This window comes from Sorangium sp. So ce394 (assembly GCF_051474665.1).
Lineage (GTDB): Bacteria > Myxococcota_A > Polyangia > Polyangiales > Polyangiaceae > Sorangium > Sorangium cellulosum_D.
The window spans coordinates 10,737,331-10,762,690 of sequence record NZ_CP150339.1 but is presented as its reverse complement, the minus strand read 5'-3'; the positions used below and the strand labels follow the sequence as shown (position 1 = coordinate 10,762,690).

Below are 25,360 nucleotides of genomic sequence, written 5' to 3'. Positions count from 1 at the left end.
CAGGCTCCCGCTCAGGGCACGACCGTGATCCGGTCGAGCGCGGGCGGCGAGACGGGCGAGCGCGCCGCGAAGTAGTCCCGCAGGGCGTCCAGATCGAGGGCGCCGCCGAGGCGATCGGCGCCGTCGTTGAGCACGGTGAAGCCGTCGCCGCCGGTGGCCAGGAAGCTGTTCACCGTCACGCGGTAGGTCCGCGCCGCCTCGATCGGGACGCCGCCGATCCGGATCGAGGCGATGTCGACCTTCACGCCGATGGGCGCGCTCTGGCTGTACGTGTACGTGAAGCCGTCCGACACCTGCAGGATCAGGCTCCGCTGCGTGCCGGCCGAGTCCACCCGGAACTGCTGCTCCAGCAGCCGGTCGATCTGCTCGCCCGTGAGGGTCATCACGACCAGGCTGTTGCCGAAGGGCTGCACGGTGAAGATCTCACCGAACGTGACCACCCCGTCCGTGAGCTCGGTCGGCGAGGCGGTGTAGGTCAGGTCGGTGCGGACGCCGCCCGGGTTCATCAGCGCGACCTCGGCCCCGCCTTTGCTCGCCTCGCGCGTGGCGGCCAGCTGGGCGTCGGCGATGACCGCGCCCATCGCGAACAGCCCCGCGCCCATGGCCGGGACCGCGCGGTCGAGCGTCGCCGTGATGGTGCCGACCTGCACGTTGGCCAGCGGCGCCGAGAGGTCCTTGTAGCGCGTCACCAGGTCCGCCACGGCCCCGTTGGGCGTGTCGTGCGTCACGACGACGTTGTTCGCCGTCTTGGCGGTCACCTCGCCCGTGGTCCTGCTGATCTCCAGATCGATGTCCGTCACCAGCCGCCCGAACGACGCCGCGCTCGTCACGATCTTGTCGCCGAGGAGGCAGTTGTACGCCTGGTGCGTGTGCCCGGTGACGAGCACATCCACGGCGGGGTCGACGTTCGTGGCGATCTCGATGATGGGGCCGGAGATGTCGGGGCACTCGTTGAAGTGGCCTGTCGGGAGCCCTCCCTCGTGGAGCACCACCACGATTGCTTCGATGCCCTGCGCCTGGAGCTCAGGGACGATGTCGTTCACCGTGTCGACCTCGTCCATGAACGAGAGCCCCGCGACGCCGACCGGCGTCACGATCGACGGGGTGCCCTCGAGCGTCATGCCGATGAAGGCGATCTTCACGCCGTCGAACTCGCGGACGTCGTAGCGCGGGAAGAGCGTCCTGCCGGTCGTCGTGTCCACGACGACGTTGGCGGCGAGGAACTTGAAACTCGCGCCGGCGAAGAACGTGCCATCGGTGCAGCCGTCGACCGGGCTGCACCCGCCGTACTGCATCCGGAGGAGCTCCGCGGTGCCTTTGTCGAACTCGTGGTTGCCGACGCCGTTGATGTCGAGTCCGAGGAGGTTCATGGCCTCGATGGTGGGCTCGTCGTGGAACAGCGCCGACACGAGCGGGCTCGCGCCGATGAGATCGCCGGCCGAGACCACCACGGTGTTCGGGTTGGTGGCGCGGAGCGCGGCGATGCGCGAGGCGAAGTAGGCGGCGCCGCCCGCGTTCACCTGCGTTGTATCGGGCAAGGTGATCCTGCCGCTGCTGCCCGGGGGGTGCTCCAGGTTGCCGTGGAAGTCGTTGAAGGCGAGGATCTGCACGCTCACGGTGTCGCCGCCGCTGGTGCCGCCTGCGCCGCCGGTGCCGCCGCCCTGTCCGCCGGTGCCGCCGCCCTGTCCGCCGGTGCCGCCGCCCTGTCCGCCGGTGCCGCCGCCCTGTCCGCCGGTGCCGGTGGCGCCCCCGGTCCCTGAACCACCGCCGCCCGAGCCGGTACCCGTGGCGCTGCCGGTGCTGCCGGACGCATCGCTGGGGCCGATCGGCTCGTCGTCGCCGCAGCCCGCGCCGGCGAGCGGGGGCACGCACAGCAGGGCGCCAAGGAGCGTGACCCGCCACGCCCGCGCGCATCTCCCCAGGACTCCGGAAGCACCGCTCGCTCTCATCTCCGCTCCTCCGCTCCGCCGCGCTCGCCGCACCAGGCTCTCACATGCTGGGTTCGCGTGGAAACAGCCGTGTGAACGCACCGCAGCGGGCTCATGGCTGGCCGCGGCCGCGGCTCCAGAACGCGACGACGTCCTCCGGCCGCTCGCGCTCGCGCAGGACCCGGATCTCGTCGCCGTCGACGCCGAGCACCGCCGGAATGCCGCGGCTGCAGTGGCGAGACCACATGCTCAGCGTGTACGCGCCCGTGTCGCCGATGAGCACGAGATCCCCGGGCGACAGGTCCGGCAGCGGGAGGTCGCGGGCCAGCACGTCGCCGCCGAAGCACAGCGGGCCGCCGAGGGTGCACGCCGAAAGCGGCCCCTCCTTCGCCGCGGCGTCGGGGTCGAGCGCCACGAAGTCGTGGTGCCAGTCGTCCGGGTGATAGGCGCGGCGCAGCAAGAAATCGGCCCCGAGGTGCAGGATCGCGGTGCGCCCGGCCGAGTCTGTCTTCACGTACTCCACGCGCGAGACGGCGAAGCCGCAGCCCGCCTGGACCCAGCGCCCGAACTCGGTGATCAGCGTGGTCCCGCCCTCGAAGAGCGTCGGCACCTCGCGGCGCAGCGCGGCCGCGTAGTCCTCCAGCGCCGGCGGGCGGTCCGTGCTCCGGTAGGCGACCGGCAGCCCGCCGCCGATATCCATGACGGAGGCGGCGCCCGACCCCCGCGCGCGCCGGATCTCCTGGCGCAGCGCCTCGACGCGGCGGATCCCGTCGATCAGCTGCGCCTGCGCGCACCCCTGCGAGCCGACGTGCACGTGCAGCCCGGCGAGCCACGGGTACCGCGCGAAGGCGGCGCGCACCGCGTCGGCCTGCTCGAGGGGGACCCCGAACTTGGAGCGCCGGTCCGCCACGCTGGTGAGGGCGATGCTGGACGCCCCGACCTGCGGGTTGATGCGCAGCCCAATGCGGCCGGCGGCTGCCTCGGGCCGGACGAGCGCGTCGATGCGCTCCAGCTCGTCGAGGTTGTCGGCGTTGAGCCGCACGCCCAGGCGGAGGGCCTCCGCGATCTCGGCGCGCGTCTTGGCGGGGGAGTCGTAGACGATGCGCCCGGGCGGGCAGCCGGCGGCCAGCGAGAGCCTCACCTCCTCGAGCGAGGCCGCCTCGAGCCCCGCGCCGCAGTCGACCGCCGCGCGCAGGACCTCCACGAGCGGGTTCGCCTTGATCGCCACCGCGTGGAGGGCGCCCGGCGGGAACGCCGCGCCGATCCGCCCGATCCGCGCCCGCATGCGCCCGAGGTCGTGGAACAGGACCGCAGGCTCCACCTCCATCCCGCGGCGCCGCGCCTCGCGGAACGCGCGCGCCATGCTCGCTGGCTCCAGCCGATCCGTGTCGCTCATGGCACCTCTCTACCGCAGTCTGCCAGCCGGGAGCGCGATTGTCCGCCCCGCGCGACGTCCCGCGGCGCCGCCCGCGTGCGGCGAACAGGAGGGTTGCCTCGTTTCCAGGATGTCACGAGACGCTCGGCACCCTGGGGCCGGGCGCCTCCCGGGCAGACCCAGGGAGAGCCCGAGTCGGCCTCGGGGGCGGCGGCCCACCGCCCCGGGCACCGCCGGGAGTCCTGTGCGCTCAGGCGCGGTCGACGACGATGTTGAGAATGCCGGTGACCAGGCCGGGGGTGTAATGCATCCTCGGCATCACCGGGCTGTCCCCCGGCGGGTCGAGGCTGGACGCCGGGATGTTCGTCGACCGCCCTGCATACGCCGGCTCGGCCTGAGCCACCTGCCGGCTGAGCTCGGCATCGAAGTAGAGCTGCGTGGTGATCAGCCGGGTCGTCTGGCCGTTGATGCGAGCGACCAGGTGAACGTGGAGGGGGCGCGCCCCATCCCACCCGGGCCAGATCGACGTGAAGCCCACGATCCCGTTGCGGTCGGTGAGCTGGACGCCGCGGCAGAAGCGGTCCAGGTGCTCCGGCGCGCGCTCGAAGGCTCCCGTGTACGGCGTGGAAGGATCCTGGTTGTTGGGGCCGCTGTAACGGCCGTCGGCGTCGCAGTGCCAGATGTACACCTCGGCGTCGGGGATCGGCTCGCCGTCATTCCGGCCGTCGAGCAGGCGGAGATAGAGCCGGAACTCGCAGCCGCGGTGACCGTCGCGGAGATCGCTGCGGAACAGGTTGATGTCGTTCGGGATCTCGCTGTCGTCGATGAAGAACGGCGCCTCGATGTCGGTGGCGGTCAGGTCGCATCTCGCGCCGTTCGCGAAGATCGAAGGATCGATCGCGTCGGCGCCCCCCGCGCCCACGCCGCCGACGCCCGCGCCGCCGCCTCCGGTGCCCGCGCTGCTCGTGCTCGCGCCTCCGGTGCCCGCGCTGCTCGTGCTCGCGCTGCGCGTGCTCGCGCGGCCCGTGCCGGCGCCTCCGCGGCCGGCGCCTCCGCGGCCGAAGCCCGCGTCGTTGGACCCCTCGTCGCCCCACGACACGATCACGGGCGAGGTGCCGGCGAGCGCCCCGAGCTTCATGAGGACCTGCCACCGGTCGACGACCTCGCCAGGCCGATCACGAGTCACGGTATTCTTTTTGTCACGCATAAGTTAGTCTCCTTGGGTAAGTCGGTGACCTGCTTGGGAGCGCTGGTGGGCATCGGGCCGGCGCCTCCGCGGGTGGTGCGGAGGCGAGGGGGATCTCGGCGCTTGCCGCTCGCGTGGCCGATTCAGAGGGCGCGGGGGCGCCTCCCGCCGTTGTTCCCCGACGAGGGGCTCTCTCTCGGTCCCACGAAGACACGTTGCTCGTCTGGAGAGATTTTACGGAAGGCTCGCAGCGCACGCGCCACATCGGGCGAGGGCGCCCAGGCGCGGGGTCATCGGTCCTGTTCTCGTCGAGAACAGCCGTGCCGCGCTCTACGTCGGAGTCACGGCGATCTGCATCTGGGCGACCACGATGTCCCCTTCCATCCACGCCTTGGCGCGAAGGCCGCTGTTGCCCGCCTCGTCGGCCTTGATGGCGCCTGCGTATGCCGTCGCCAGATTGCCCATGGTGCGCGCCTTGTACGGCTCGTACTGGGTATGAACGGAGTCGGTGAAGGCGGGATCGAAGTAGAACTGCGTCGTGAAAATGTGATCTCCACCCTGGTAATTGACGCGGCCCCTCGACGTCGAGCCCTTCTTGAAGCAGACGAAGTGGATGTGGACATCGCGGCCGTTGTACCAGCCGGGGAAGATGCTTCGGAACGAGACGACACCGTTTGCGTCCGTCGTCTGCACGCCGCGACAGAAGCGTTCCGTGGTGTCGAGGTTGTTCTGATTCGGCCTGCCCGCGTACGGCGAGTCGGGTTTCTGCTCGTTGGCAGAGCCCCTGGCCCCGAAGCCGCTGTAGAACCCCTGGCCGTCCGTGTGCCAGATGTAGACGTCCACGTCCGGCACGCCCACGCCCTTGCCATCGCAGTCGGGCTTGCTCAGGTCGAGCACGCGCAGGTGGAGATGCATCTCCACGCCGGGCGCTGCGCTCTCGTTGTAGCGACCACGAATGTCCTGTCGGATCAGGGAGATGTCGTCGTTCTTCTCGAGCTCGTGAATGAAGAAGGGGCCCTGACCGGCGCCGTCCGTCTTGTTCTGCGCCCTGCACATCGGCACGTCGTCGAACGGCGGCGGTATGAGGCTGTCGCCGCCGCCGCCGCCGCCCATGCCTCCCACGCCCGCGCCCTCGCCGCCCGCGCCTTCGCCGCCCGCGCCCCCGGTGCCCACGCTCGTGCTCGCGCTGGTGGTGCTCGCGCCGGTGGTGCTCGCGCTGGTGGTGCTCGCGCCGCTCCCGCCGGTGCCCCCGGAGCCGCCGGCGCCGCCGCCGCCTCCGGTCTCCGAGCCGGTCGACCCCTCGTCCCCGCACGCGCCGAGCACGGGCACGGTGATGGCGAACGCGCCGAGCTTGATGAGCACCTGCCGCCGGTCGACGACCCCGCCGAGCAGATCACGAGCCGCGGGTTCTTTTTTCTCGCTCATACAGAAGTCTCCTTGACCTAAGTTATGTCCTGACCGTCAATCGCTCTCGTTGAGCTGGCGCGACGCGCAGAGGAGCACGGTCCCCAATGCGCTGGACCGCCATTGGGAATACCGTTGCGCTATTTTGTTGTCAATTGGAACTATTTCTTTTTGAGCGACGCGAGAGCTGAATTTGCACTGGTGCTGAGGTCGATTCGAATCGAGGGTCGACCGGCAGGATCGGGCCGAGCGCCCGAGGGCGTTCTGCTCGGCCTGTCGAGCGCTGTCCGGTCCTTGCCGGCCGTGACGGCGCGTGTCTCGTCTATGGCGCCGACCAGGAGAGGGTCGGCGGGCTGGCGCTCTCGTCCCATTGTTCCGTCGTCACGTCCTTTCCGAGCAGGAATCTCTCCGCGAAGCCGAGGATCGCGTTCGCCTCGCGGGTCGTCATCACACCATGACTGTGGTCGTCCGCGACCCAGCCGATGTGATCCTCGATGCCAAGAGCCTCGAAGACCTCTCTTGCGGCCCAGATCACCTGGTAGGGGCCGCCATTTCTGTTGTTGTTCCAGCCGTCGGACTTCCCCTCCTGCACGATGATCGGGCGGGGCGCGACGAGGGCCACGATCGAGTGAGCGTCGAACGGCAGGGTCGTGGTCTTGCCGCTGAACGTGGCCCCGAAGCCGTCGCCGAACCACTGCGGGGCCTCGCCGTTGATCTGGCTGAGCGTCTGCACGTTGGATTTGCCCTCGGCCGCTCGCCAGCTGCCGACGCCGCCGGCGCCCGACCTCGCCGTTCAGCGTGCCTGTGACGTTCTCGGGGGACGGCGGGTAGGGGCCGTATTGGAAATGCTGAATAAGCTGGCTGAGCTCCGCGCGGCGGCATCGCCAGTCCGCTGCGGTGGTCATTCGTGTGCCATCGAGGAACGTGAACGGGTCCGGGTGCTCCGCGATGGGGGGCAGGGAGGAGACCTGGGGAACGACCGGATCGGTGCAGGAAGGCTCGCTGCCGCCGGCGCTGGCGGATGCCGCGGTCGTCCCGCCGCCGCTGCCTGCGGCGGCCGAGGGGCCGCCGGAGCTCGCGGAGGCGTCGGCGCCGCCCGCCTCGCCGAGGCCGCCGCCAGCGTCGTCTGCCCCGCCAGCGTCCTCGCCGTCGCAGCCCGCGAGGAGCAGCACGGCAGCCGTGGCGAAGAAGTTCAATACGCTGGTGCGCACCCGATTCTCCCGTGTGACTTAGACGAATTCCCGGAGGGGGCCGCCGTGATCACGCGGGTGCTCGAGGAGAAGCCGGATAAGCCACCTCCTGTTCGGGTCACGATGATGCGTTGCGTTATGATGCGGAGCGACCCGGACCCACGGGCCCGCGAGGCGGGTGGGAGGCCGGGGGAAGGGCGGGATGACGGCTGCCAGCGGGCGCACCCGGACGCCCTGGTGTCGGGAACATGACGACCGCTTTTGCTTTTGCTGTTTCTGTTGTACCTAGGCGCCCCGAGAGCCCCCGCAGAGGCCCCGTATGATCCGCATCCTTCTCATCGACGACTCCGCCGCGATGCGGGCCCACATGAGGGCCGCGCTCGAGCGGGCGCCCGAGCTCGGGCAGGCGGCGGAGGTCGCGGAGACGGCGAGCGGGTTCGAGGCCCTCCGGCTGATGCACCGCGGCGCGTACGACGCGGTGATCATCGACATCAACCTGCCGGACATCGACGGGCTGGAGCTCATCCGGTTCATCCGGCAGAGCCGGCACCACCGCGACGTCGCCCTCGTCGTCGTCTCCGCCCTGTCGTCGGCGCGCGAGCGCGAGCGCGCCTTCCGCCTCGGCGCCCACGCGTTCGTCGCCAAGCCGTTCTCTCCCGACACCCTCGCGGCCGCCGTCCGGCGGGGCGTCGCGTCGAGCCAGCTGCGCCTGCGCGTCGCCACGTAGCCGGGCGCGGCCTCCCCGCGCCGAGGCTTCCGGCGCGCCTCCCCGAGCTGGTAGGGTGCGCGGCCATGACGCTCCGCCCCATCTTCCGCCGCCTTGCCGCGCCGCTCGCGCTGCTCGCGGCGACCGCCTGCTCTGCCTCGTCTCCCCCGCCTCCCGCCGAGCCGCCGCCCGGCGCCGCCGCCCCGGCGCCCGCGCCGTCCGGCGCCGCGGACAGCCCGACCGGGCTGCTTTCGGAGGAGGACTTCAAGGCGCTCCACCAGCTCCGGTCGGACAAGGCCCCGCCCGCGCGCGGGCAGACGGTCGACGTGGCCGGGACGAAGGCGTACCTGAGCCTGCCGAAGGACGCGAAGCCGCCGATCCCGGGCCTCGTGGTCATCCACGAGTGGTGGGGCCTCAACGAGCACATCAAGCACTGGACCGACCGCCTCGCGGAGGACGGGTACGCCGCCCTCGCCGTGGACATGTACGGCGGCAAGGTCGCGACCACGCCCGACGACGCGATGGCGGCGATGAAGGCCGTCGACGAGGCGAAGGGCCTCGAGGTCGTGCGCGCCGCGCACCGCTTCCTCTCGACCGACGCGCGCATCTCGGCGCCGCGCACCGGCTCGATCGGGTGGTGCTTCGGCGGCGCCTGGTCGCTCAAGCTCGCCCTGAACGAGCCGGATCTCGACGCCGCCGTCATCTACTACGGCCGGCTCGTCACCGACCCCGCGCAGCTCAAGGCGATCAAGGCGCCGGTGCTCGGCGTCTTCGGCAACCAGGACAAGGGCATCCCGCCCGAGGTCGTCAACGAGTTCGACAAGGCGCTCCACGACGCGGGCGTCGAGCACCAGGTGCTCCGGTACGACGCCGACCACGCCTTCGCGAACCCCTCGGGAGAGCGGTACGACACGAAGGCCGCGGCGGACGCCTGGGAGAAGGTGCGGCAGTTCCTCGCCGCGAAGCTGAAGGGCGGCTAGCCCTCCGAGGGCGCGGCGGCAGCGCGCTCAGCGACCCTTCAGCCGCTCGATCTCCGCGCGCGCCTGCTCGAGCTGCCGCTCCGCCTCCTCGCGCAGGCGCTGTTCCTCCTCGCGCAGGCGCCGCTCTCGGTCGAGCTCGGCCGCGAGCTCCTCGGCCAGGCGTTGCGCTTCTTCCTGGCGAGCGATGACCTGATCGAGCATGCCGCCGAGGCGCACGATCATCTCGTCGGCATCCTCGAGGGGGGCATTGCCCGCAAAGAAGCGGAGACGGGAGCCGTCGAGCAGCAGATCGAGGCCGAGCACCTCGGAGACGAACCGGCCAGCCTGGGGCACGATCCGCTGGTACACGCGCGGACGCGAAGGGTCGCCCTCCTGGGCCGCCGGCAGCCTGTAGGCGTGCAGGCGCAGGCGGGAGCGATCGAAGAGGAAGTACTCGCGGACGCCGAGCCGGGCGTAGCGCTCGACGTTGTCCTCATGATCCTTGGCACGATTGCCGGCCACGTGGACCTCGAGCACGAAATCGATGCCCTTGCCCTCCACATCGACGACCCACTTCATGCGCTCGTGGGGCTCCACGTCGAGGACGGCGAGCACGTCGGGCGCGAAGCGCGGCTCGCCGGGGTAGAAGACGGCGAGCTCGGACGAGAGGTAGATCTTGCGGCCGATCCGGCGGAAGAAGCCGTCGAGGGCGTCCAGCGCGTCGCGCTTGGCCTTGCGGTGCGCGTCTCCCTCGGGCGGCATGAGATCGAGCGGGACGTCGGCGGGGAGCATGTCCACGACGCGGGCGCGCTCGGCCGGGGTCATGCGCGACCACTGCTCGCTCGTCGGTGCGCGCGGATCTGCTGCATCGAAGACGTAGCCGGTGGTGGGGAGCGCCTGAGCCATGAGCGAAGCCTACCCGATGCAACAGCCCTCCGCGAGGCTCCCGGCGCCGCTTCCGCCGCGAGAAGAGCGCATTACGTGCGGGCGTCCTCCGTCATTCGATTCCAGGAGCGGCCGCCCGTCATTCCGTCATCGGAGCTCGCGGAGCGCCGCGATGAGCTCCGACAGCGACGTCGCGTCGCTCCGATCGAGCGCCAGCGAGCCCTCGGCGAGCGCCTCGGCGAGCGCGCGCGAGCCCCCGGCCTCCGGCGCGGCGGCGGCCACGGCCGACTCGGCGCGCGCGATCTCCGTCACGAGCGCGCCGAGCGCCGCCGGGTCGATCGCCGCGGCCCTCGCCGCCGCGGAGAGCGCGCCCGCGGCGCTCTCGACCTGCTCCACCGACGCGCGCGTCGAGGCGTGGAGCTCCGACAGGCGCAGCCGCTCGAGCAGCGCCCCGTACGCGGACTCCATCGCGGCGAGCTCGCCGAGCGCGACGGACGCCGGGCCCTCCGCCGCGCCCGCGCCGGCCCCGCCGCGCGCGCCGCCCGCCGCGCGCCGCTCCGCGATCGACGCGACCTCGACGCGCGCCGCCCGCACCTCGCCCAGGAACGCCTCGATCGACGCCGCCGCCGGCGCGATCGCGCCCGCGCCCAGGGTCGCGAGCGCCTGCATGGCCTCGCGCGGCCGCCGCCGCAGGAGCCGGCGGAGCGGCGCATTGCAGGCGATCCGCAGCGCCGCGGCCTCCGCGGCGGCGAGCACCCGCTGGCCCATCGACACCCTCGTCGCGGCCTCGTCGCACGCCCGCGCGAGGTCCTCGGCGAGCGCGCTCGCCTCCTTCGCCTGCGGCCCGTCCTCTGCGCCGCGCTCCTCCCCGTCGCCGCCCGCGCCGCGCGCCGCGTCGCGCCTCGCCTCGAGCGCGGCGCGCGCGTCCTCCAGCGCGCCGACCGCGGCGCGCAGCCGCTCCACGGCGGCGTCGGCCGCCGCCGTCTCGGCGGCGAGGTCGTCGCCCTCGACGTAGGCGCGCTGGCTCGCCGCGAGCAGCCGGCGCCGCTCGTCGCCCGCCTGCAGCGCCGCGGCGCTCCGCCGGGCCCGCGCCGCCCCGAGCGCCGCCGCGCCGGCCGCGCCGAACGTCCACGCGCACGCCGCGGTCGCCCCGAGCGCCGCCGCCGCGGCGATCCCCACCGCGGCCGTCGGCAGGGCCGCGCCCGCGCCGGAGCCCACGCGCAGCCCGATCATCCCGGCCACCAGCGCGCAAGCCGCCACGCCCGTGCCGATCGCGCGCGCTCCGCGCCGCGGGGGCGCGGCCGCGAGCGCGGTCACGCCGATGTAGGCCGCCGACCCGAGCGCCACGACCAGCAGGACGAGCGACAGCGGCGAGGTCAGCGTGACGAGCAGCCAGCCGAGCAGCGAGACGTCGATCATGGCAGCGCGCCGCTCGCCAGCACCACCTCCCGATCCCGCGCGCCGACCGACCCCGGCGCGCTCGCGACCCGGAACGACGCCCCGTCCCACACGATCGTCGTCACCACGAAGCGCACGTCCCTGCCCGGCGGATCGCTGCGGAACCGCACGCGCCACTCGAGGCGCGCGAGCTCGGACGCGGGCAGCTGCACCGCCGCGAGCCCGACCGCCGGCGCGAAGAGGCCGTCGCCGAGCGCCGCGTCCACCTGGCCGTCGCGGGCCGCGAGCGCGAGCTCCGCCGCGTAGTCCTCCCAGAGCACGACGCGCAGCGCCCCCGGGCCGCTGAAGAGCTGCAGCTCCTTCAGCTTGCGGGCGAGGCTCTCGGCCTCGGCGCCCGCCGCGGGGGCGGCGACGCCGTCGCCTGCGAGCAGCCGGCCGATGCGCGCCGCCGACAGGAGCCGCGCCCACGCACGCGGATCGTCGGGCCCCGGCGTGCCCTCCGCGGCGGCGACCTTGCGCTGGATGCGGAGCGCCTCGTCGACGCGCCCGCTCCCCGCGGCCGCCGCGGCGAGCCGCAGCCAGCCCCGGGGCTCGGCCGGCGCGAGGTCCGTGAGGGTCGTGTACTGGCGGTACGCGGCCGCGTACCAGCCGTGCCGGAGGTAGACGTCGCCGAGCAGCTCGCGCGACGCGGGGCTCGTCGGATCGAACTCGACGACCTCCGAGTAGGTGCGGAGCGCGTCCGACGCGAAGCCGCTCGCGGCGAGCACGTCGCCGAGCTCCAGCGCCAGCGCCGGGCTCATGAAGCCGCGGTCGCGCAGCCTCCGCCCGTAGGCGAGCGCCTCGTCCTTCCGGCCCGCCTCGGCGAGCAGGCGCACCCGCCGGATCTCCCCCTCCGGATCGTCCGGCCGCTCGGTGAGCGCCTGCCGCAGCAGCGCGAGCCGGTCCTCGACCGCCGGCAGCGCGGCGAGCCGCTCGTCGAGGAGCGCCCAGCTCGCCTTCGGATCGACGCCGCCGAAGAGCGTGCGCCGCACCGCCGCGGAGATCGCGGGATCCACGCTCCGCCGGAGGAGCGCGTGCGCGACGAACCGCTGCGCCTCGGGCTCGCCGGCGAAGCGCGCGAGCAGCGCCTCGGCGCCGCCCTCGGTCGATACCTTCGCCTGGAGGAGCGAGAGCAGCGCGGCGCGCGAGCGCCAGTCCGGCAGCTCGCAGGTCGAGAGCGCGCCCTCGTAGCGCGCGATGAGCTGCTCGGCCGCCGTGGCGCGGGCGAGGCGCTTCGACCATACGACGATGCGCTCGGCGAGCGGCCGCCGCGCGGTGTCGCTGCACGGCGCCATCGCGACCGGCGGGGGCTTGAGCGTCCCGATCGGACGTGGCCTCGGCGCGATCGCCGGCGCCGGCCTGGCCGCGGCGCCCAGCGGCGCGGCGCCCGCGGCCGGGGCGACCGGCCCGCCGCCGCGCGGCGGGGCGCTCGACTTGTTCGCGCCGACCATGCCGAACGCCGCGTGCTCGCTGGCCGCCTGGGGCGCCGCGGACGAGGGCCGCGCGCGGATGGAGGTCGTGCGTCTCGCCGTGGCGTCCTGCTCCAGGGGCTCGGGCGGCAGCGCCGCCTCCTCCGCGTGCGCCGCGGTCGCCGGGGGCGGGGCCGGCAGAGCAGCCGCGGGCGAGGCGAGGTCCGCCCTCGGGGCTTCATCCCGCGTCGCGTTCTCTGCCATCGCCGGCGCCGGCGCCATCATCGGCGCCGCCGCCGCCTTCTGCGCGTAGCCGCCCTCCTTCCCCGCGCTCTCGTCGTAGCTCGGCTCGCTCTTCGCGCACCCGAAGGCGACCCCGGCGGCGGCCGGCGCGAGCAGCGCCGCGAGCTCGCGCTCCCGCTCGGGCGTGAGCGCCGTCAGCCGCTCGCCCCGGAGCGGCGAGCGCCGCCGCTGGATGCCCTGGTTCAGGTACGCCTGCTCGCTCTCCAGCGCCAGCGTGCTCGTGAACGGCGTGATCAGCCCGTAATCGAGCCCGAGCTCGACCACCTTGCCCCGGTGCGCCTCGATGTCGTCGCCGTCCGCGAGCAGCCGCCGCATCTTCTCGGCCGCCCAGAAGCGCGGCACCAGCGCCGCCCCGACGCCCCGGTCGATCTCGATCGGGTGCTCGCGGGCGTACTCCTTGCCGGCGAGCCGCCCCTTCACGACCGCCTTCGCGGGCAGCGCGTGGTGCGTGCGCGCGAGCAGCACGACCTCCTCGCCGCGCGACACCTTGCCGCTCGCGGTGAGCATCGGCTCGTCGAGCCCGGCGCCGAGGTCGATCGAGAGGTCGGTGATGGTCGGCGTCTTGATCGCGCCGGCGAGGCGCAGCACCTCGGACGTCGAGCCCTCGACCTCGTCGATCCGGAACGCCTGTCCGCCCCCGGCGCGCGCGAGCTCGCGGAGCAGCGCGTGGTTCGCGTTCTCGCCGACGCCGACGGTGAAGAAGCGCGCGCGCGAGTCGGTGAGCGAGCGGCGCAGCCGATCGGCGAGGCGCGCGCCCGTCACCTCGCCGCTCGTCGCGAGCCCGTCGCCGATGTAGATGACGGCCGGCTGCTCCTTGCCGTGCACGCGCCCGAGCGCCGACTCGAACAGCGCGCCGAGGTCGGTCGCGCCCCCGGTCGCGTGCTCGGCCAGCCGCGTGAGCGCCGCGGAGATCTCCTTGTCCGACGCCTCGGCCAGCCCGTCCTTCGGGTGCAGGACCGCGGGGGCCGAGTCGAGCGCGATCAGCGCGAACCGGTCCGACGGCGACATCGTCCGCAGGATCGCCTCGGCCGCGGCCGCCTTCTGCTGCCGCGCCGTCTCGTCGGCCGACGCCGACGTGTCCACCACGACGACGAGGTCGGCGGGGAGCTCCTTGAGCTCGGCCCAGTCCACGTCGGGCACGTACCGCGCCATCACGTAGTCGGCGCGGTCCTCGCCCGCGGCGAAGCGCGACACGCGCAGCGGCGCCGGCTTCGCCTTGACGGCGGCCTCGAGCTGGAAGTCCGCGCGCGGCTCGTACCCGCTCCGCCGCATGCTCACCCGTCGCCCGCCGTCCTCGATCACCGCGTCCGCGAGGGTCGCGATCTGCATGCCCTGGCCGGCCTGGCCGAGGTCGACCGACAGGGAGAACTCGCCGATCTGGACCGGCTCGCTCGAGCGCATCGGGTACACGTAGGTGAGCTTCCCGGCCGGCGCGCCGAGCATCTCCACGTAGCGCAGCACCACGCGCCGCGAGCCGCTCGCGGGCACCGGGAAGATGCGGGCGCGGTAGCTGCGCCCGTCGACCCACTCGAGCAGGGCCGGCTCGTGGCCGCTCTGCACCGCGGCCTGGTACCGCTGGGCCGCCTCCTTCCGCTCGATGACCTCCCCCTCGACGAGCACGCCGTTCGTCTCGACCGCGAACGAGCTCACGAGCGCGCGCTCGGGCACGGTGAACCAGTACCAGCCCTCGACCTGTCGCCCGCCCGGGTTCGAGAAGGTCTGGTCCACCTCGGTCTCGGCGATGCCGTCGCGCACGACGGCGCGCACGGCCTGCCGGCTGATCTCGAGCGTGCGCGCCTGCGCCCCGGGGGCGCCCTGCAGGTCGACGCCGTAGATCCGGCCGGAGCCGCTGCCCTCGCCCGCGAGGGGCCGGTGGTCGCCCATGCCGCCGGTCCAGTCCTCCCAGTAGGCGAGCGGCGCGACCTTGGGCGCGGCGCCGCCGGCGACGGTGGCCTGTTCGCCTGCGTGCACCTCGACGCGCCCGCCGGGGGCGGTGACCACGGCGAGCCCGCGGGCCACGTACACGCTCACGGCGTCGCCGGCGCGCTTCATCGACAGGCCGGCGTCGGACGCCGTGACCCGGACCTCCCCGAGCGCGTGCGAGAGCTCGCCGCGCCCCTCGGGCGGGGCGTCGAGCCACACCTCGCCCTGGGCGATCGAGAGCCCCTCGGCGCCGAGCGCCACCTCCGAGTCCGCGCGGAGGAACACCGCGGAGCCGTCGGCGAGCCGCACGAGGGCCCGCGCGCCCTTTCCGGTCGCGAGCTCGGCCCCGACCGGGAGGGGGACGCCGGACACCACCGTGGACTTCCGGTCGTCCTGCTCCAGCGTGACCTCACCCGAGGAGAGCTCGAGCCGGGCGCCGATGGCGCTGGCCTTCACGGGCGCCTTCTCCTGGGTCAGGACGAGCGCGGTCACGCTCGCGGCGAGCACGAGCGCGCCGGCCGCGAGCCGGAAGCGCAGGCCGCGCCTCTTTCGTGCCAGCTCGATGCTCGCCTCTGGCGCGCCATGTTCTGCCGGCGTCGCGGCCGGCTCCCTCTGTTCATGCGACGACATCCGAGACCTCCTCGCCGCGGTGGCCCTCGCCCCCGGAGCCAAGCGCGGGGCCGCATGCAGACGTCCCATGCCCCGCCGCGATCTGCCGAAGCGATCGCGTCGGTCATCGTAACGGGAAACGGCGCAGGAAGCGTAGCCCCCTCCCGGAGCCTGGCGGCGCGCGGAGGGTCCGCCGGGCGGAGGCCTGCTGCGGGGACGGGCGGGGAGCGGCCAGGGGCACCTGCAGAAGAACAGAAGAAGAGAGTTTAACGCCAAGGCGCCAAGGCGCAAAGGCGCAACGGGAGAGAGAAGAAGAGAGGAATGATATATTTTTTTTCTTCTTGCGCTTTTGCGCCTTGGCGTTGATTCTCTCTCTGCTCTCCTCCCGCCGCTCGGCGCTTCAGGTCACCTCCTGCCCCCCGGATCAGGGCTAGCGAGCTCTTTCAGCCGGCCCCGGCCCGGTCCATACCATGATGGAACAGGCCGCCTGGGCCGGGCGCACGTCCGAGCGAACGCCGAACGTTGGTTTCTGGGAATCCATCCCATCCTAGGAGGGGGCGATGACAGGACTGCTTCCGGGAATCCGGAGGTTCATCGGCTACGTGTCCCTTGTCTCCCGGCGTCGGCTGCGCAGGGCGCCCGATTTGCCGGGCGCGCGCTTCCGCGCGGCGGTGGTCAGGACGGTGGATGGGGACACGCTCCACGTACGCGACGAGCGGGGCGTGGACCATCCGATCCGCATGCTCTCGATCGATACGCCGGAGACGCACTTCCTCGGCGCCTCCCAGGGCCATTGGGCCGAGGCGGCGGCCGCGCGGCTCGCCGAGCTGCTCCCCGAAGGCGCCGAGGTCGAGATCCAGACCGATGAACAGCCGTGCGACGCATACGGCCGCGTGCTCGCCTATGTGCTGTCCGGCGGCCGGATCATCAACCGGCAGCTCCTCGAGGAGGGCCTGGCGGTGACGTACACCGTCGCCCCGAACCTGCGCCACGCGCAGGATTTCTCGGAGGCCGCGCGGCGCAGCTTCACCGAGCGGCGCGGCATGTTCAGCGATCCCGACCTCCTCCTCCCGTACGAGTTCCGGTGGAGCATGAGAGGTCAGTCGAGCGCGAAGCTCGTCGGCAGCCTGTCCCGAGGCGAGGTGTTCGACCTGTCGGAGCGCGAGCGCGTGCCGTGCTGGGATCGGGTGTTCTTCTTCGACGCTCGGGACGTCCGAGCGCCCTTTGTCCGCATCGCGACCGACGGGCGCGCGCGCGGCGGTTGATCGGGACGTCCTCCACGCGCGACCTGCCCCCCTGTCCAGGTCGTCTCAACGTCAGCGAGCCACCATGCCACGCCGTGTGGCAAAATGTCTCGTCCTGCGAGGCTCCTGCGCGCGACGACCCGCGCTCCTGAACCCGGGGGCGCGGCGGTCTCCGGCGGCTCGGCGGAGGGACGGCTCCCGATCCGCACGAGGAAGCAGATGTCTCCCTCACCCGACGCCGCGCTCCGCGCCTGGTCGGGAGCCGCGCGCATGGCGGACGCGGCCTTGGCACAGGAGTCGCCTGCGGGCGGAATTGCTCATGCGCCTGGCCTGCGAGCCCGGCGAGTCGCCATCTCGTGTGAGCCGGACGGGAGCTCGGCGCGTCCGAGAGCGGGGCGCCCGGTCGGTCGTCCCCTGTCGATGTATTCCTGCGAAGGAGCGCTTCTATGCCTGTGAAGAGAATGGATATCTCGTGCCTGGTCGCGTGCACCGCGGCGCTCTCGCTCGGCCTCGTGAACTGCGGCTCGGCGCCGGGCGCGCGGCCCGAAGATCCGACCGGCCCGCGGGACGCGCCCCCCGCGACGGCCGGGACGATCGCGCCCGCGGGCCCGCGGGCGCCCATGAACGCGAACCCTCCGCCCGGCCCCGAGACGCCGCGCACGAGCTACCTGCCGGTGGAGGACAAGGAGCCGTTCGCGGCCATGGTCGCCCGCATGAAGGCCGACAAGCCCGCGGTGGAGAAGCGCCATCAGGCCCTGCTCGATGAGCGGTACGACCTCTCGAACCGCGCCGCGCAGGGGGTCACCATGTCGCGCGGCAAGCCCGTCCAGGCCGGCGTGCGCGTGAAGCTCCCGAAGGGGACGACGTGGGAAGCGCTGGCCGCGCTCTCGCCCGACGCCATCCGGGAGCAGGGGCTCTGGCCGCGGGGCTTCCTGCCGCTGCCGCACGCGAACCACCCGGAAGGCGGCATGGTCTTCCCGAAGTTCCACATCGACGAGCTGAAGCGCCAGACGGGGCGCGACCTCACGCGCTTCGATCTCGACTTCGACCTGCCGGATCACCTCATCTCCGAGTTCCCGGCGCCCATCTACCTCACCACCCGGCCCGACCTCGGCGACGTCTCCAAGGGGCAGCTCGTCACGATCGACAACTTCTACGAGCTCTTCAACGGCATCCTGACGCCGAAGCAGCTCGAGGGGCTCCGGCTCCTCGTCACGCCGTTCCCGCAGATGCAGTTCAACGCGACCGCGGACCGGCGCTCGGAGAAGGCGAGCCTCGGCGTCGCCTGCTTCGATTGCCACGCGAACGGCCACACGAACAACGCATTTCACCTCGTGGGCGACACGAGGCCGCAGGAGTTCCGGCACCGGGTCGACACCCCCACCTTGCGCGGCGTGAACATCCAGCGCCTCTTCGGCTCGCAGCGCGCGCTCAAGACCGTCGAGGACTTCACCGAGTTCGAGCAGCGGGCGGCGTACTTCGACGGCGACATCGTCATCGCCGTCAAGAAGGGGATCAACATCCTGGACCGCGGGCACCAGGTCCACGCGATGGCCGAGTTCCAGGAGATCCTCGACTTCCCCCCGGCGCCGAAGCTCGGCGTGGACGGCCGCCTCGACCCCGCCAAGGCCACGCCCGAGGAGCTGCGCGGCGAGCAGGTCTTCCACGGCAAGGGCCGGTGCGGGACGTGCCACGTGGCGCCGTACTACACCGACAACCTGATGCACAACCTGCGGGCGGAGCGCTTCTTCAAGCCCGAGCTCATCAACGGCCGGATGGCCACCGCCGACGGCCCCATCAAGACGTTCCCGCTGCGCGGCATCAAGGACAGCCCGCCGTACCTGCACGACGGGCGCCTGCTCACGCTGGAGGACACCGTGGAGTTCTTCAACCTCGTCCTCGGCACGAAGCTGACGGCCCAGGAGAAGGCCGACCTCACGGCGTTCCTGCGGGTCCTCTAGCCCGTCCTGGCGGCCCGTCTCCTGCGCTTGACCAGGAGCGGGAGGCTCTCGAGGACGTCGACCCGATCCGCGATCATCAGCAAGAGCCAGTGCGAGACCTTGTGATCCGGGACCTCGTAGGCCAGGCGGCGCAGCGCGCCGCTGGCGCCTCTCGGCGGCAAGGCCGCGCTGAACACCGGCGTCGGCCGGGCGAGCCCCGGGTGCCTGAGCACCCGGCCCTCGACCGGCTGCTGCTCGGGCTCTATCCAGTGCGCCCACGAGAGCAGGTGCGGCGGCGCCTCCCTCGGGACGCCGGGCCTGTCCTCCGGGCACAGATCGACTCCCCAGTACGGCAGCTCCTTCGGCCGCATGAACTCGGCTTCCATGGTCGCCTCCTCCTCCCCGGTGACAGCGCTCATTTCGCGCCCGACGGGATGAGCACGCATTTGATGATCCCGTCGGTCCTCGCCGCGAACAGGCGGTACATCTCCGCGGCCGCCTCCAGCGGGACGCGGTGGGTGATGAGCGCCCTCGGGTCGATGTTCCCCTTGCGGATGTGCTGGACCAACCGAGGCATGTAGCGCTTCACGTCGCACTGCCCGGACTTGATCGTCAGGCCCTTGTTCACGACCGCGCCCACGTCGACCAGGTTCCACGGCGGCCCGTAGACGCCGATGATGGAGACCCTCCCGCCGCGGCGGACCGACTGGATCGCCCAGTTGAGGGCGACGGGCGAGCCGGCCTGGAGCATGAGCGTCTTGCCCAGCAGGCCGTGCAGCGTCGAGCCGCTCGCCTCGAGGCCGACCGCCTCGATGCAGACATCCGGCCCGCGGCCGTCGGTCATGTCCCGGAGGACGGACACGACATCGGGGACCTTGGTGAAATCGAGCGTCTCTGCCTGGTTGTACCGGCGCGCGAACTCGAGGCGGTAATCGATCGCGTCGACGGCGATGACCCGCCGGGCGCCGAGGAGCCAGGCGCACCGCTGGGCCACGAGGCCGACGGGCCCGCAGCCGAAGACGGCCACCGTGTCGGCGGGGGTGATGTCGCCCATCTCCGCGGCCTGGTACCCCGTGGGGATGATGTCCGAGAGGAAGAGCGCGTCCTCGTCCGAGAGGTCGTCGGGGATCTTCATGGGGCCGACGTCGGCGAACGGGACGCGAACGCGCTCGGCCTGGCCGCCCTGGTAGCCGCCGGTCGTGTGCGAATAACCGAAGATCCCGCCCGCGATCGTGGTGAGCGGGTTCGTGTTCTCGCAGGCGGAGGTGCGCTCTCGCTGGCAGAAGAAGCAGGTCCCGCAGGCGATGTTGAACGGCACCACGACGCGGTCGCCGCGCTGGAGGGTCTGCACGGAGGGCCCGACCTCCTCCACGACGCCGGTGAACTCATGGCCGAAGATGGTGCCGACGCGCGTGTCGGCGATGTAGCCGTGATAGAGGTGCAGATCAGAGCCGCAGATCGCGGCGCGGCTCACGCGGAGGACCACGTCGTTCGGATGTTGAATCCGAGGCTCCGGGTTTTCCTCGACGCGGACGCATCTCGGCCCATGGTATGTGACCGCCAGCATTCGCAGTACCTCCCGCCTGCTCGATGGGCGAAGCAAGGAGCGAACCCGGCGCGCGCGCTCGCGAGTGCAACCGGCGTAGACATCGGCCTTCCGCGGCTCGCCGGCCGGCGCCGCGGGAGAGCGGCTGTCCATCGTTTGCGGGAGCGCCGGCGCGCGGGCCGTTCTCCGCGGTCTCCTCGCGGCGCTGTAACCTCCGCCCGCCGGGGTCGTCGCCGAGCGCGCGCCCCTCAGGGGCGCTGCCGTTTCGGCTTCGCGGCGCGCCGCGCGGCGTGCGCCGTGCCAGGGGCCGCGCGAAGCGCGCTGCCGGGGCCGCTCCCCCTCGGCGCGACCGGGCGCGGTCCCACGTATCGCAGATTCGCACATCGATTGGCCAAGTTGCGCTATAAAATGCGCGAATGTGACCTGGCAGCCTCGCGCGGGGGAGCCCAAGATGCGCCGCGCGAGGGGTTCTTGAATGCACGGGGGACTGCGGCTTTTTTGGCGGGGTGCGCTGATGTTGAGCGCTGCGCTCGTCGGGGGCTCCGACGGCGTCGGCAGCGCGACGGACAGCCGCTCAGGCGCGCTCGGCGGCCAGAGCAGCGGAGTGGTCGGGCCGTGCACGGCGCGCTCGGAGAGCATCGGCGTGGAGGACGCCTCCCGGCTCGGCTTCTCGGCCAACGACGTGGTCTCCGCCGTCTCCGGCGCGCGCTCCGCCACGCTTTCGTGGGCGAAGGGCGGCAGCACGATTGTGACGGTCTCTGCGGGCGCGCCGCTCGCCGCGCGCTTCGTCCGCTTCACGAGGTCAGCGGTCGAGTCCACCACGGCGGGGGGCGATGGGCCGCCCGACGACCCGGCAGACCTCCGGGAGGCGGGCTGCCCCGGCGGCGCTCCGTTGCTGGAGATCGACGTCCCGCTGCGCTTCTCGACGGGCGACGGCGCCTTCGCCGACTCGTTCCCGGTCACGCTCCGGGCCGTGCGTCGCGACGCTGTCGCGTACATCCACGTGATCCATCCCTCCCGGATCCAGGGATCCTACCGGATCACCGACGTCGACCCCGCGGAGGTCGATGACGTGCGGCTCGTCCTCTTCGGCACGATCCGCGGCCGCGTCATCACCGGAAAGCTGCAAGGGCTCGCCCCGGGCAACCCGAACGGGACCGGAGAGGGCCCGGACGCGCACGGGCGAAGGCTCGACATCGCGGAGTTCTGATCGTCGCCGAGCTCGGCGGCCCCGGCCGGCGATCTCGGCACGATCGGGCGCCAGGATGGGTGCTCGCCCCTCGCCCGCGGGCAGCGCTCGAATGTGCCCGGAGAGAGTTCACATGAAGGCGGGAAGGCGGGAAGAACATCGATCTTTCTCCCCGCCTTCCCGCCTTCCCCCCTTCATGTTCAATTTTGAGCACTGCCCGCCCGCGCTCCCGCGCCTCACGCCGGCGGATCAGGCCGCCTCATCTCCGCGGAGGCCGTAGGCCGCCATCTTGCGCTTGAGCGTGTTCCGGTCGATGGCGAGCGCGCGCGCCGCGCGCGAGATGTTGCCCCGATGCACCTTGAGCGCGCGCCCGATCGCGGCGCGCTCGGCCGACGCCACCGCCTCCGCGAGCGGCGCGACCTCCTCGCCCTCGGCCTCCCCCTCCGGCCCCCGCGCGACCCCGCCCGCGCCGCCCGCCGGCCCCGCGGCCGCCGCGGTGATCTCCGGCGCGAGATCGCCGACGTCGACCGTGTGATCGCAGAACACCCCCCACCGGTGCACCTCGGCGCGCAGCTCGCGCACGTTGCCGGGCCAGGCGTGCTGGTACAGGCACCGGAGCGCGTCGCGCGTCACCTTGAGCCCGCGCCCCTTGCGCCGCGCCCGCACCTCGTCGAGGAACGCGTCGACGAGGATCTCGATATCCCCTCCGCGGGCGCGGAGCGGCGGAACGTCGATGATCGCGCCGCGGAGCCGGTAGTACAGATCCTCGCGGAACGTCCCCTGCTCGACCATCTTCGCCAGGTCGCGGTGCGTGGCCGCCACGACGCGCACGTCGATCTCGATCCGGGCCTCGCCGCCCACCCGGCGCAGCGTCCCGTCCTGGAGCACGCGCAAGAGCGAGGCCTGCACCCGCGGCGACAGCTCGCCGATCTCGTCGAGGAACAGCGTGCCGCCGTGCGCCTGCTCGAACACGCCGCGCCGCCGCCCCGCGGCCCCGGTGAAGGCGCCCGCCTCGTGGCCGAACAGCTCGCTCGCGAGCACGCCCTCGGCGAAGACGCCGCAGTTCTCCGCGACGAACGGGCCCCGGCCGCGCGGGCTGTGCTCGTGGATCGCCCTGGCCGCGAGCTCCTTGCCGGTCCCCGTCTCGCCGACGATCAGCGCCGGCACGTCGGTCGCGGCGACCCGGGCGATCCGGGCGCGGAGGGCGCGCATCGGCTCGCTCTCGCCGACGAGCACGGCGTCGCGGGTGCGCGCCTCGGCCCGCAGGCGCACGACCTCCTCGCGCAGCGCGCGGATCTCGGGGAAGCCCTCGATGTCCAGCCGGACCTCGCGCACCGGCCGCGGGTGCGGGTGCGGCACGAACGCCGCCGGGATCACCTGGAGCATGCGCGCGGGCAGGATCCCCGCCTGGACCAGGATGACCCAGAGCGTCTGCGCTTGCGGCGTGCCCGCCGAGAGCAGGACGTCCGTCGCCCACGCCGCCTCCGGAAAGGCGCGCTTGAGCTGCGCCGAGAGCTTGCCGAGCGCGCGGAAGAGCTTCGCGTGGTCCGACGGATCGTCGACGTCGACCACGCGGAGCTCGACGCGCGCGGCGCGCGCCCGCGCCCGCTCGACGAGCGCCCGCGACGGCGCCTCGCCGGCCGGGATGGTGAGGATCACGATCGCGTCGTAGCGGCTCTCCTCCTGGTCGAGGAGCCGCAGCACCGGCCCGCGATCGCCCTCCGCCCGGCGGCCGTGGTGCGCCGGCGCCGGCCCGAGCGTGCCCGCGTCCGACCAGGTGAGCAGGAGGCGATTCACCGGTGCATCGTACACCAGCAGTGGTGCGCCGTGCACCACATTATCTGGTGCATCGTGCACCAGGTTGAAGCGATCTGCCGGCGCAGGGGCGGGTCGCGCGCTGGCACGGGAGCCGCAAGGATCCGCCGCGTTCCCCCGCGCCGCCCGCCTCGGGCGCGCGTCCGCCACGGAGATCTCATGAAAGCGCCCGCCGACAGCGTCGTTCTCCCCGCCCACGCCCGCCTGGTCGCCCGCGACGACGTCTGGCTCGAGGGCAACGCCGTCCAGCAGCTCGCGCGCGTCGCCGCGCTGCCCGGCTGCGTCCGCGCCGTGGGCATGCCGGACCTGCACGCGGGGCGGGGCATCCCGATCGGCGCGGCGTTCGCCTTCGCGGACCGCGTCGTCCCGCAGCTCATCGGCGGGGATGCCGGGTGCGGCGTGCGGCTCGTCGCGACGTCGATCGGCCGCGTGTCGGCGGACGTCCTCGAGCGGCGCGTCCGGCAGGCGATGGAGGACGATCCGCTGGCCGACTGCGACCCGGCCGCCGTGTTCGAGCAGGTCTGGCGGCGCGGCGCGCGCGGTCTCGCCGAGGTCGACGGCGTGCCCGAGGCGCTCGCGCAGCTCGCGGCGGCGGAGCCGGAGGACGGCCTGCGCCCGAGCGGCGACGCCTCGCCGTACCGCGCGGGCTACGAGGGGGCGCTCGGCTCGGTCGGCGGCGGGAACCACTTCCTCGAGATCGCGCGCGTCGGCGCGCCGCGAGACCCTGCGGCGGCGGCGGCGCTCGGCCTCTCCGCCGGGGATCTCGTCGTCCTGGCCCACTCCGGCTCGCGCGGGCTCGGCGGCGCGCTCGGGCAGCGCTGGGGCGACGCGGTGCTCGAGGGCGACGCCGCCGAGCCGTACCTCGGCGAGCTCGCCGGCGCGTGCCGCTTCGCGCGGGCGAACCGGCTCCTGCTCGCCTACCGGATGCTGCGCGCGCTCGGCGCCGCGCGGGCGTCGAAGATCGCCGGCGGGCTCGACCTCACCCACAACGACGTCGCGCGGGAGACCGTGGGCGGCGAGCCGGCGTGGGTGCACCGGAAGGGGGCCGCGCCCGCGCGGGGCAGCGACTTCACCGTGGTGCTCGGGTCGCGCGGCGCGCCGTCGTGGGTGATGCGCTCGAGCGACGCGGAGGCCGGGCTGCGCTCGGTCGCGCACGGCGCGGGCCGCAAGATGGGGCGCAGCGAGGCGCGCGAGAAGATCGCGGCCCGGTACCGGCGGCGCGAGCTCGCCCGCACCGAGCTCGGGGGCCGCGTTGTGTGCGACGATCCGGCGCTGCTGCTCGAGGAGCACCCGGACGCGTACAAGCCGATCGCGCCGGTGATCGAGAGCCTCGTGGAGGCCGGCCTGGCGACGGCGGTCGCGCCGCTCGTCCCGGTGATCACGGTGAAGCGATGAGCCGGTCGTGGGTGCAGATCAGCGCGGGGCGGGGGCCGGTCGAGGTGCGGCGGTTCGTGGCGCGGCTGGCCGAGCGGATGGAGGCGCTCTGCGGGGAGCGCGGGCTCGCGGTGGTCGACGTGACGGTGCACGGCGACGAGGGCGCGCCGGCCTCGGTCGAGATCCTGGTGGAGGGCGACGCGCGGCGCTGGCTCGAGGGCGAGATCGGGACGCACGCGCTGATCGAGAGGAGCGCGGACCGGGGGCGGGCGGCGCGCAAGCGGTGGTTCGCGGGGGTGGCGATCCACCCCGCCGGGGCGGACGCGGGCGCCGGGGCGGGGGAGGGCGTGGATCTGCGGGATATCGAGATCTCGGCCTGCCTGGCGGGAGGGCCGGGGGGGCAGCACGTGAACAGGACGCGGTCGGCGGTGCGGGTCCACCACCGGCCGAGCGGGATCACGGTGCGCGTCGCCGACGAGCGCTCGCAGCGCGCGAACGTCCGCCGCGGGGTGGAGCGCATCGCGGAGCGGCTCGCGGAGCGCGCCGCGCGGCGCGCCGCAGAAGGGGAGGCCGCGCGCTGGAGCGAGCACGACCGGATCGTCCGGGGGGAGCCGGTGAGGACGTACCGGGTGGGGCGGAAGAGGGAGCTCGAGGTGGCGGGGGCGCGGTGAGGGGAGGCGAGCGCCCGCCTCGCAGGACGGCCAGGCCGGCGTGCGACATGCGGGCGCGCTGGCACCTCAGGTCCACCGTGGTCCGCAGCGCCTTGGTACCGCGGGTCGGAAATCCCGCCAGAAAAGCCGGTCGATGACGAGCCGTCGCCGGAAACAGTGGCGATTTTCATGGCTTCCGCCTGTTTCGCCGCCGAGGGCGGCTCCGGTGGGGCCCAACAGGGCGCCCTCCGCCGTCGCGTCGCCCGCGGTGAAGGGCCGCGGCATCAC

At 73.3% G+C, this 25,360-nt stretch carries 17 protein-coding genes and 1 pseudogene; 7 read left to right on the top strand and 11 right to left on the bottom strand.

Translation table 11 applies throughout. The features are described from left to right. Positions 1 to 11: 11 nt before the first annotated feature. The 5 genes and pseudogenes from WMF33_RS39760 to WMF33_RS39740 all read right to left on the bottom strand — a co-directional run. Positions 12 to 1,949 carry a bifunctional metallophosphatase/5'-nucleotidase gene (locus WMF33_RS39760; RefSeq protein WP_437333487.1) on the bottom strand — a complete coding sequence of 646 codons (1,938 nt, stop codon included), beginning with the start codon at positions 1,947 to 1,949 and terminating at the stop codon, positions 12 to 14. Between the two features lie 91 nt (positions 1,950 to 2,040). Beyond that, complete coding sequence (locus tag WMF33_RS39755) at positions 2,041 to 3,324, bottom strand: diaminopimelate decarboxylase (protein WP_437333486.1); 1,284 nt, start codon at positions 3,322 to 3,324, stop codon at positions 2,041 to 2,043. 229 nt (positions 3,325 to 3,553) lie between these two features. After that, a complete protein-coding gene (locus tag WMF33_RS39750) occupies positions 3,554 to 4,489 on the bottom strand; it encodes a protocatechuate 3,4-dioxygenase (RefSeq protein ID WP_437333485.1) in 936 nt (311 codons plus the stop codon). A gap of 330 nt (positions 4,490 to 4,819) precedes the next feature. After that, positions 4,820 to 5,914, bottom strand: coding sequence for a hypothetical protein (locus tag WMF33_RS39745; RefSeq protein ID WP_437333484.1), 1,095 nt, complete (start codon positions 5,912 to 5,914; stop codon positions 4,820 to 4,822). A gap of 301 nt (positions 5,915 to 6,215) precedes the next feature. Then, positions 6,216 to 6,668, bottom strand: a pseudogene (locus WMF33_RS39740) (glucuronyl esterase domain-containing protein); the annotation flags it as partial. A gap of 734 nt (positions 6,669 to 7,402) precedes the next feature. Between WMF33_RS39740 and WMF33_RS39735 the strand changes: the two are divergent. Further along, on the top strand, positions 7,403 to 7,810 hold the full coding sequence (locus tag WMF33_RS39735; RefSeq protein ID WP_061627803.1) for a response regulator: 408 nt from the start codon (positions 7,403 to 7,405) through the stop codon (positions 7,808 to 7,810). A gap of 65 nt (positions 7,811 to 7,875) precedes the next feature. After that, positions 7,876 to 8,769 carry a dienelactone hydrolase family protein gene (locus WMF33_RS39730; RefSeq protein ID WP_437333483.1) on the top strand — a complete coding sequence of 298 codons (894 nt, stop codon included), beginning with the start codon at positions 7,876 to 7,878 and terminating at the stop codon, positions 8,767 to 8,769. A gap of 27 nt (positions 8,770 to 8,796) precedes the next feature. Here WMF33_RS39730 and WMF33_RS39725 read toward each other — a convergent pair whose 3' ends face one another. The 3 genes from WMF33_RS39725 to WMF33_RS39715 form a co-directional block, all read right to left on the bottom strand. Continuing rightward, positions 8,797 to 9,654, bottom strand: coding sequence for a Uma2 family endonuclease (locus tag WMF33_RS39725; protein WP_437333482.1), 858 nt, complete (start codon positions 9,652 to 9,654; stop codon positions 8,797 to 8,799). A 126-nt stretch (positions 9,655 to 9,780) separates the two neighbouring features. Then, complete coding sequence (locus WMF33_RS39720; protein ID WP_437333481.1) at positions 9,781 to 11,052, bottom strand: hypothetical protein; 1,272 nt, start codon at positions 11,050 to 11,052, stop codon at positions 9,781 to 9,783. Further along, positions 11,049 to 15,335, bottom strand: a complete 4,287-nt coding sequence (locus WMF33_RS39715) for a VIT domain-containing protein (protein WP_437333480.1) — start codon at positions 15,333 to 15,335, stop codon at positions 11,049 to 11,051. The genes WMF33_RS39720 and WMF33_RS39715 overlap by 4 nt, the downstream gene beginning before the upstream one ends. Before the next feature lie 539 nt (positions 15,336 to 15,874). Here WMF33_RS39715 and WMF33_RS39710 point away from each other — a divergent pair. After that, complete coding sequence (locus WMF33_RS39710) at positions 15,875 to 16,579, top strand: thermonuclease family protein (protein WP_437333479.1); 705 nt, start codon at positions 15,875 to 15,877, stop codon at positions 16,577 to 16,579. 599 nt (positions 16,580 to 17,178) lie between these two features. After that, complete coding sequence (locus WMF33_RS39705; protein ID WP_061626931.1) at positions 17,179 to 18,519, top strand: hypothetical protein; 1,341 nt, start codon at positions 17,179 to 17,181, stop codon at positions 18,517 to 18,519. On the opposite strand, the gene WMF33_RS39700 is transcribed toward WMF33_RS39705, so the two are convergent. Together WMF33_RS39700 and WMF33_RS39695 are read right to left on the bottom strand one after the other, a co-directional pair. Further along, entirely contained in the window at positions 18,516 to 18,884 is a 369-nt protein-coding gene (locus tag WMF33_RS39700; protein WP_437333478.1) for a hypothetical protein, read from the bottom strand. The two genes, WMF33_RS39705 and WMF33_RS39700, sit on opposite strands and share 4 nt — an antisense overlap. 29 nt (positions 18,885 to 18,913) lie before the next feature. Next, complete coding sequence (locus tag WMF33_RS39695) at positions 18,914 to 20,065, bottom strand: zinc-dependent alcohol dehydrogenase (RefSeq protein WP_437333477.1); 1,152 nt, start codon at positions 20,063 to 20,065, stop codon at positions 18,914 to 18,916. Between the two features lie 493 nt (positions 20,066 to 20,558). Here WMF33_RS39695 and WMF33_RS39690 point away from each other — a divergent pair, with 493 nt between their 5' ends. Further along, on the top strand, positions 20,559 to 21,254 hold the full coding sequence (locus WMF33_RS39690; RefSeq protein ID WP_437333476.1) for a hypothetical protein: 696 nt from the start codon (positions 20,559 to 20,561) through the stop codon (positions 21,252 to 21,254). Between the two features lie 228 nt (positions 21,255 to 21,482). On the opposite strand, the gene WMF33_RS39685 is transcribed toward WMF33_RS39690, so the two are convergent. Beyond that, positions 21,483 to 23,030 (bottom strand): sigma-54 interaction domain-containing protein, encoded by a 1,548-nt coding sequence (locus WMF33_RS39685; RefSeq protein WP_437333475.1) that lies wholly within the window; start codon positions 23,028 to 23,030, stop codon positions 21,483 to 21,485. 177 nt (positions 23,031 to 23,207) lie between these two features. Here WMF33_RS39685 and WMF33_RS39680 point away from each other — a divergent pair, with 177 nt between their 5' ends. Continuing rightward, positions 23,208 to 24,443 carry an RtcB family protein gene (locus WMF33_RS39680; protein WP_437333474.1) on the top strand — a complete coding sequence of 412 codons (1,236 nt, stop codon included), beginning with the start codon at positions 23,208 to 23,210 and terminating at the stop codon, positions 24,441 to 24,443. Continuing rightward, entirely contained in the window at positions 24,440 to 25,093 is a 654-nt protein-coding gene (locus tag WMF33_RS39675; RefSeq protein ID WP_437333473.1) for a peptide chain release factor-like protein, read from the top strand. Before WMF33_RS39680 ends, WMF33_RS39675 begins: the two co-directional genes overlap by 4 nt. Positions 25,094 to 25,360 lie beyond the last annotated feature (267 nt).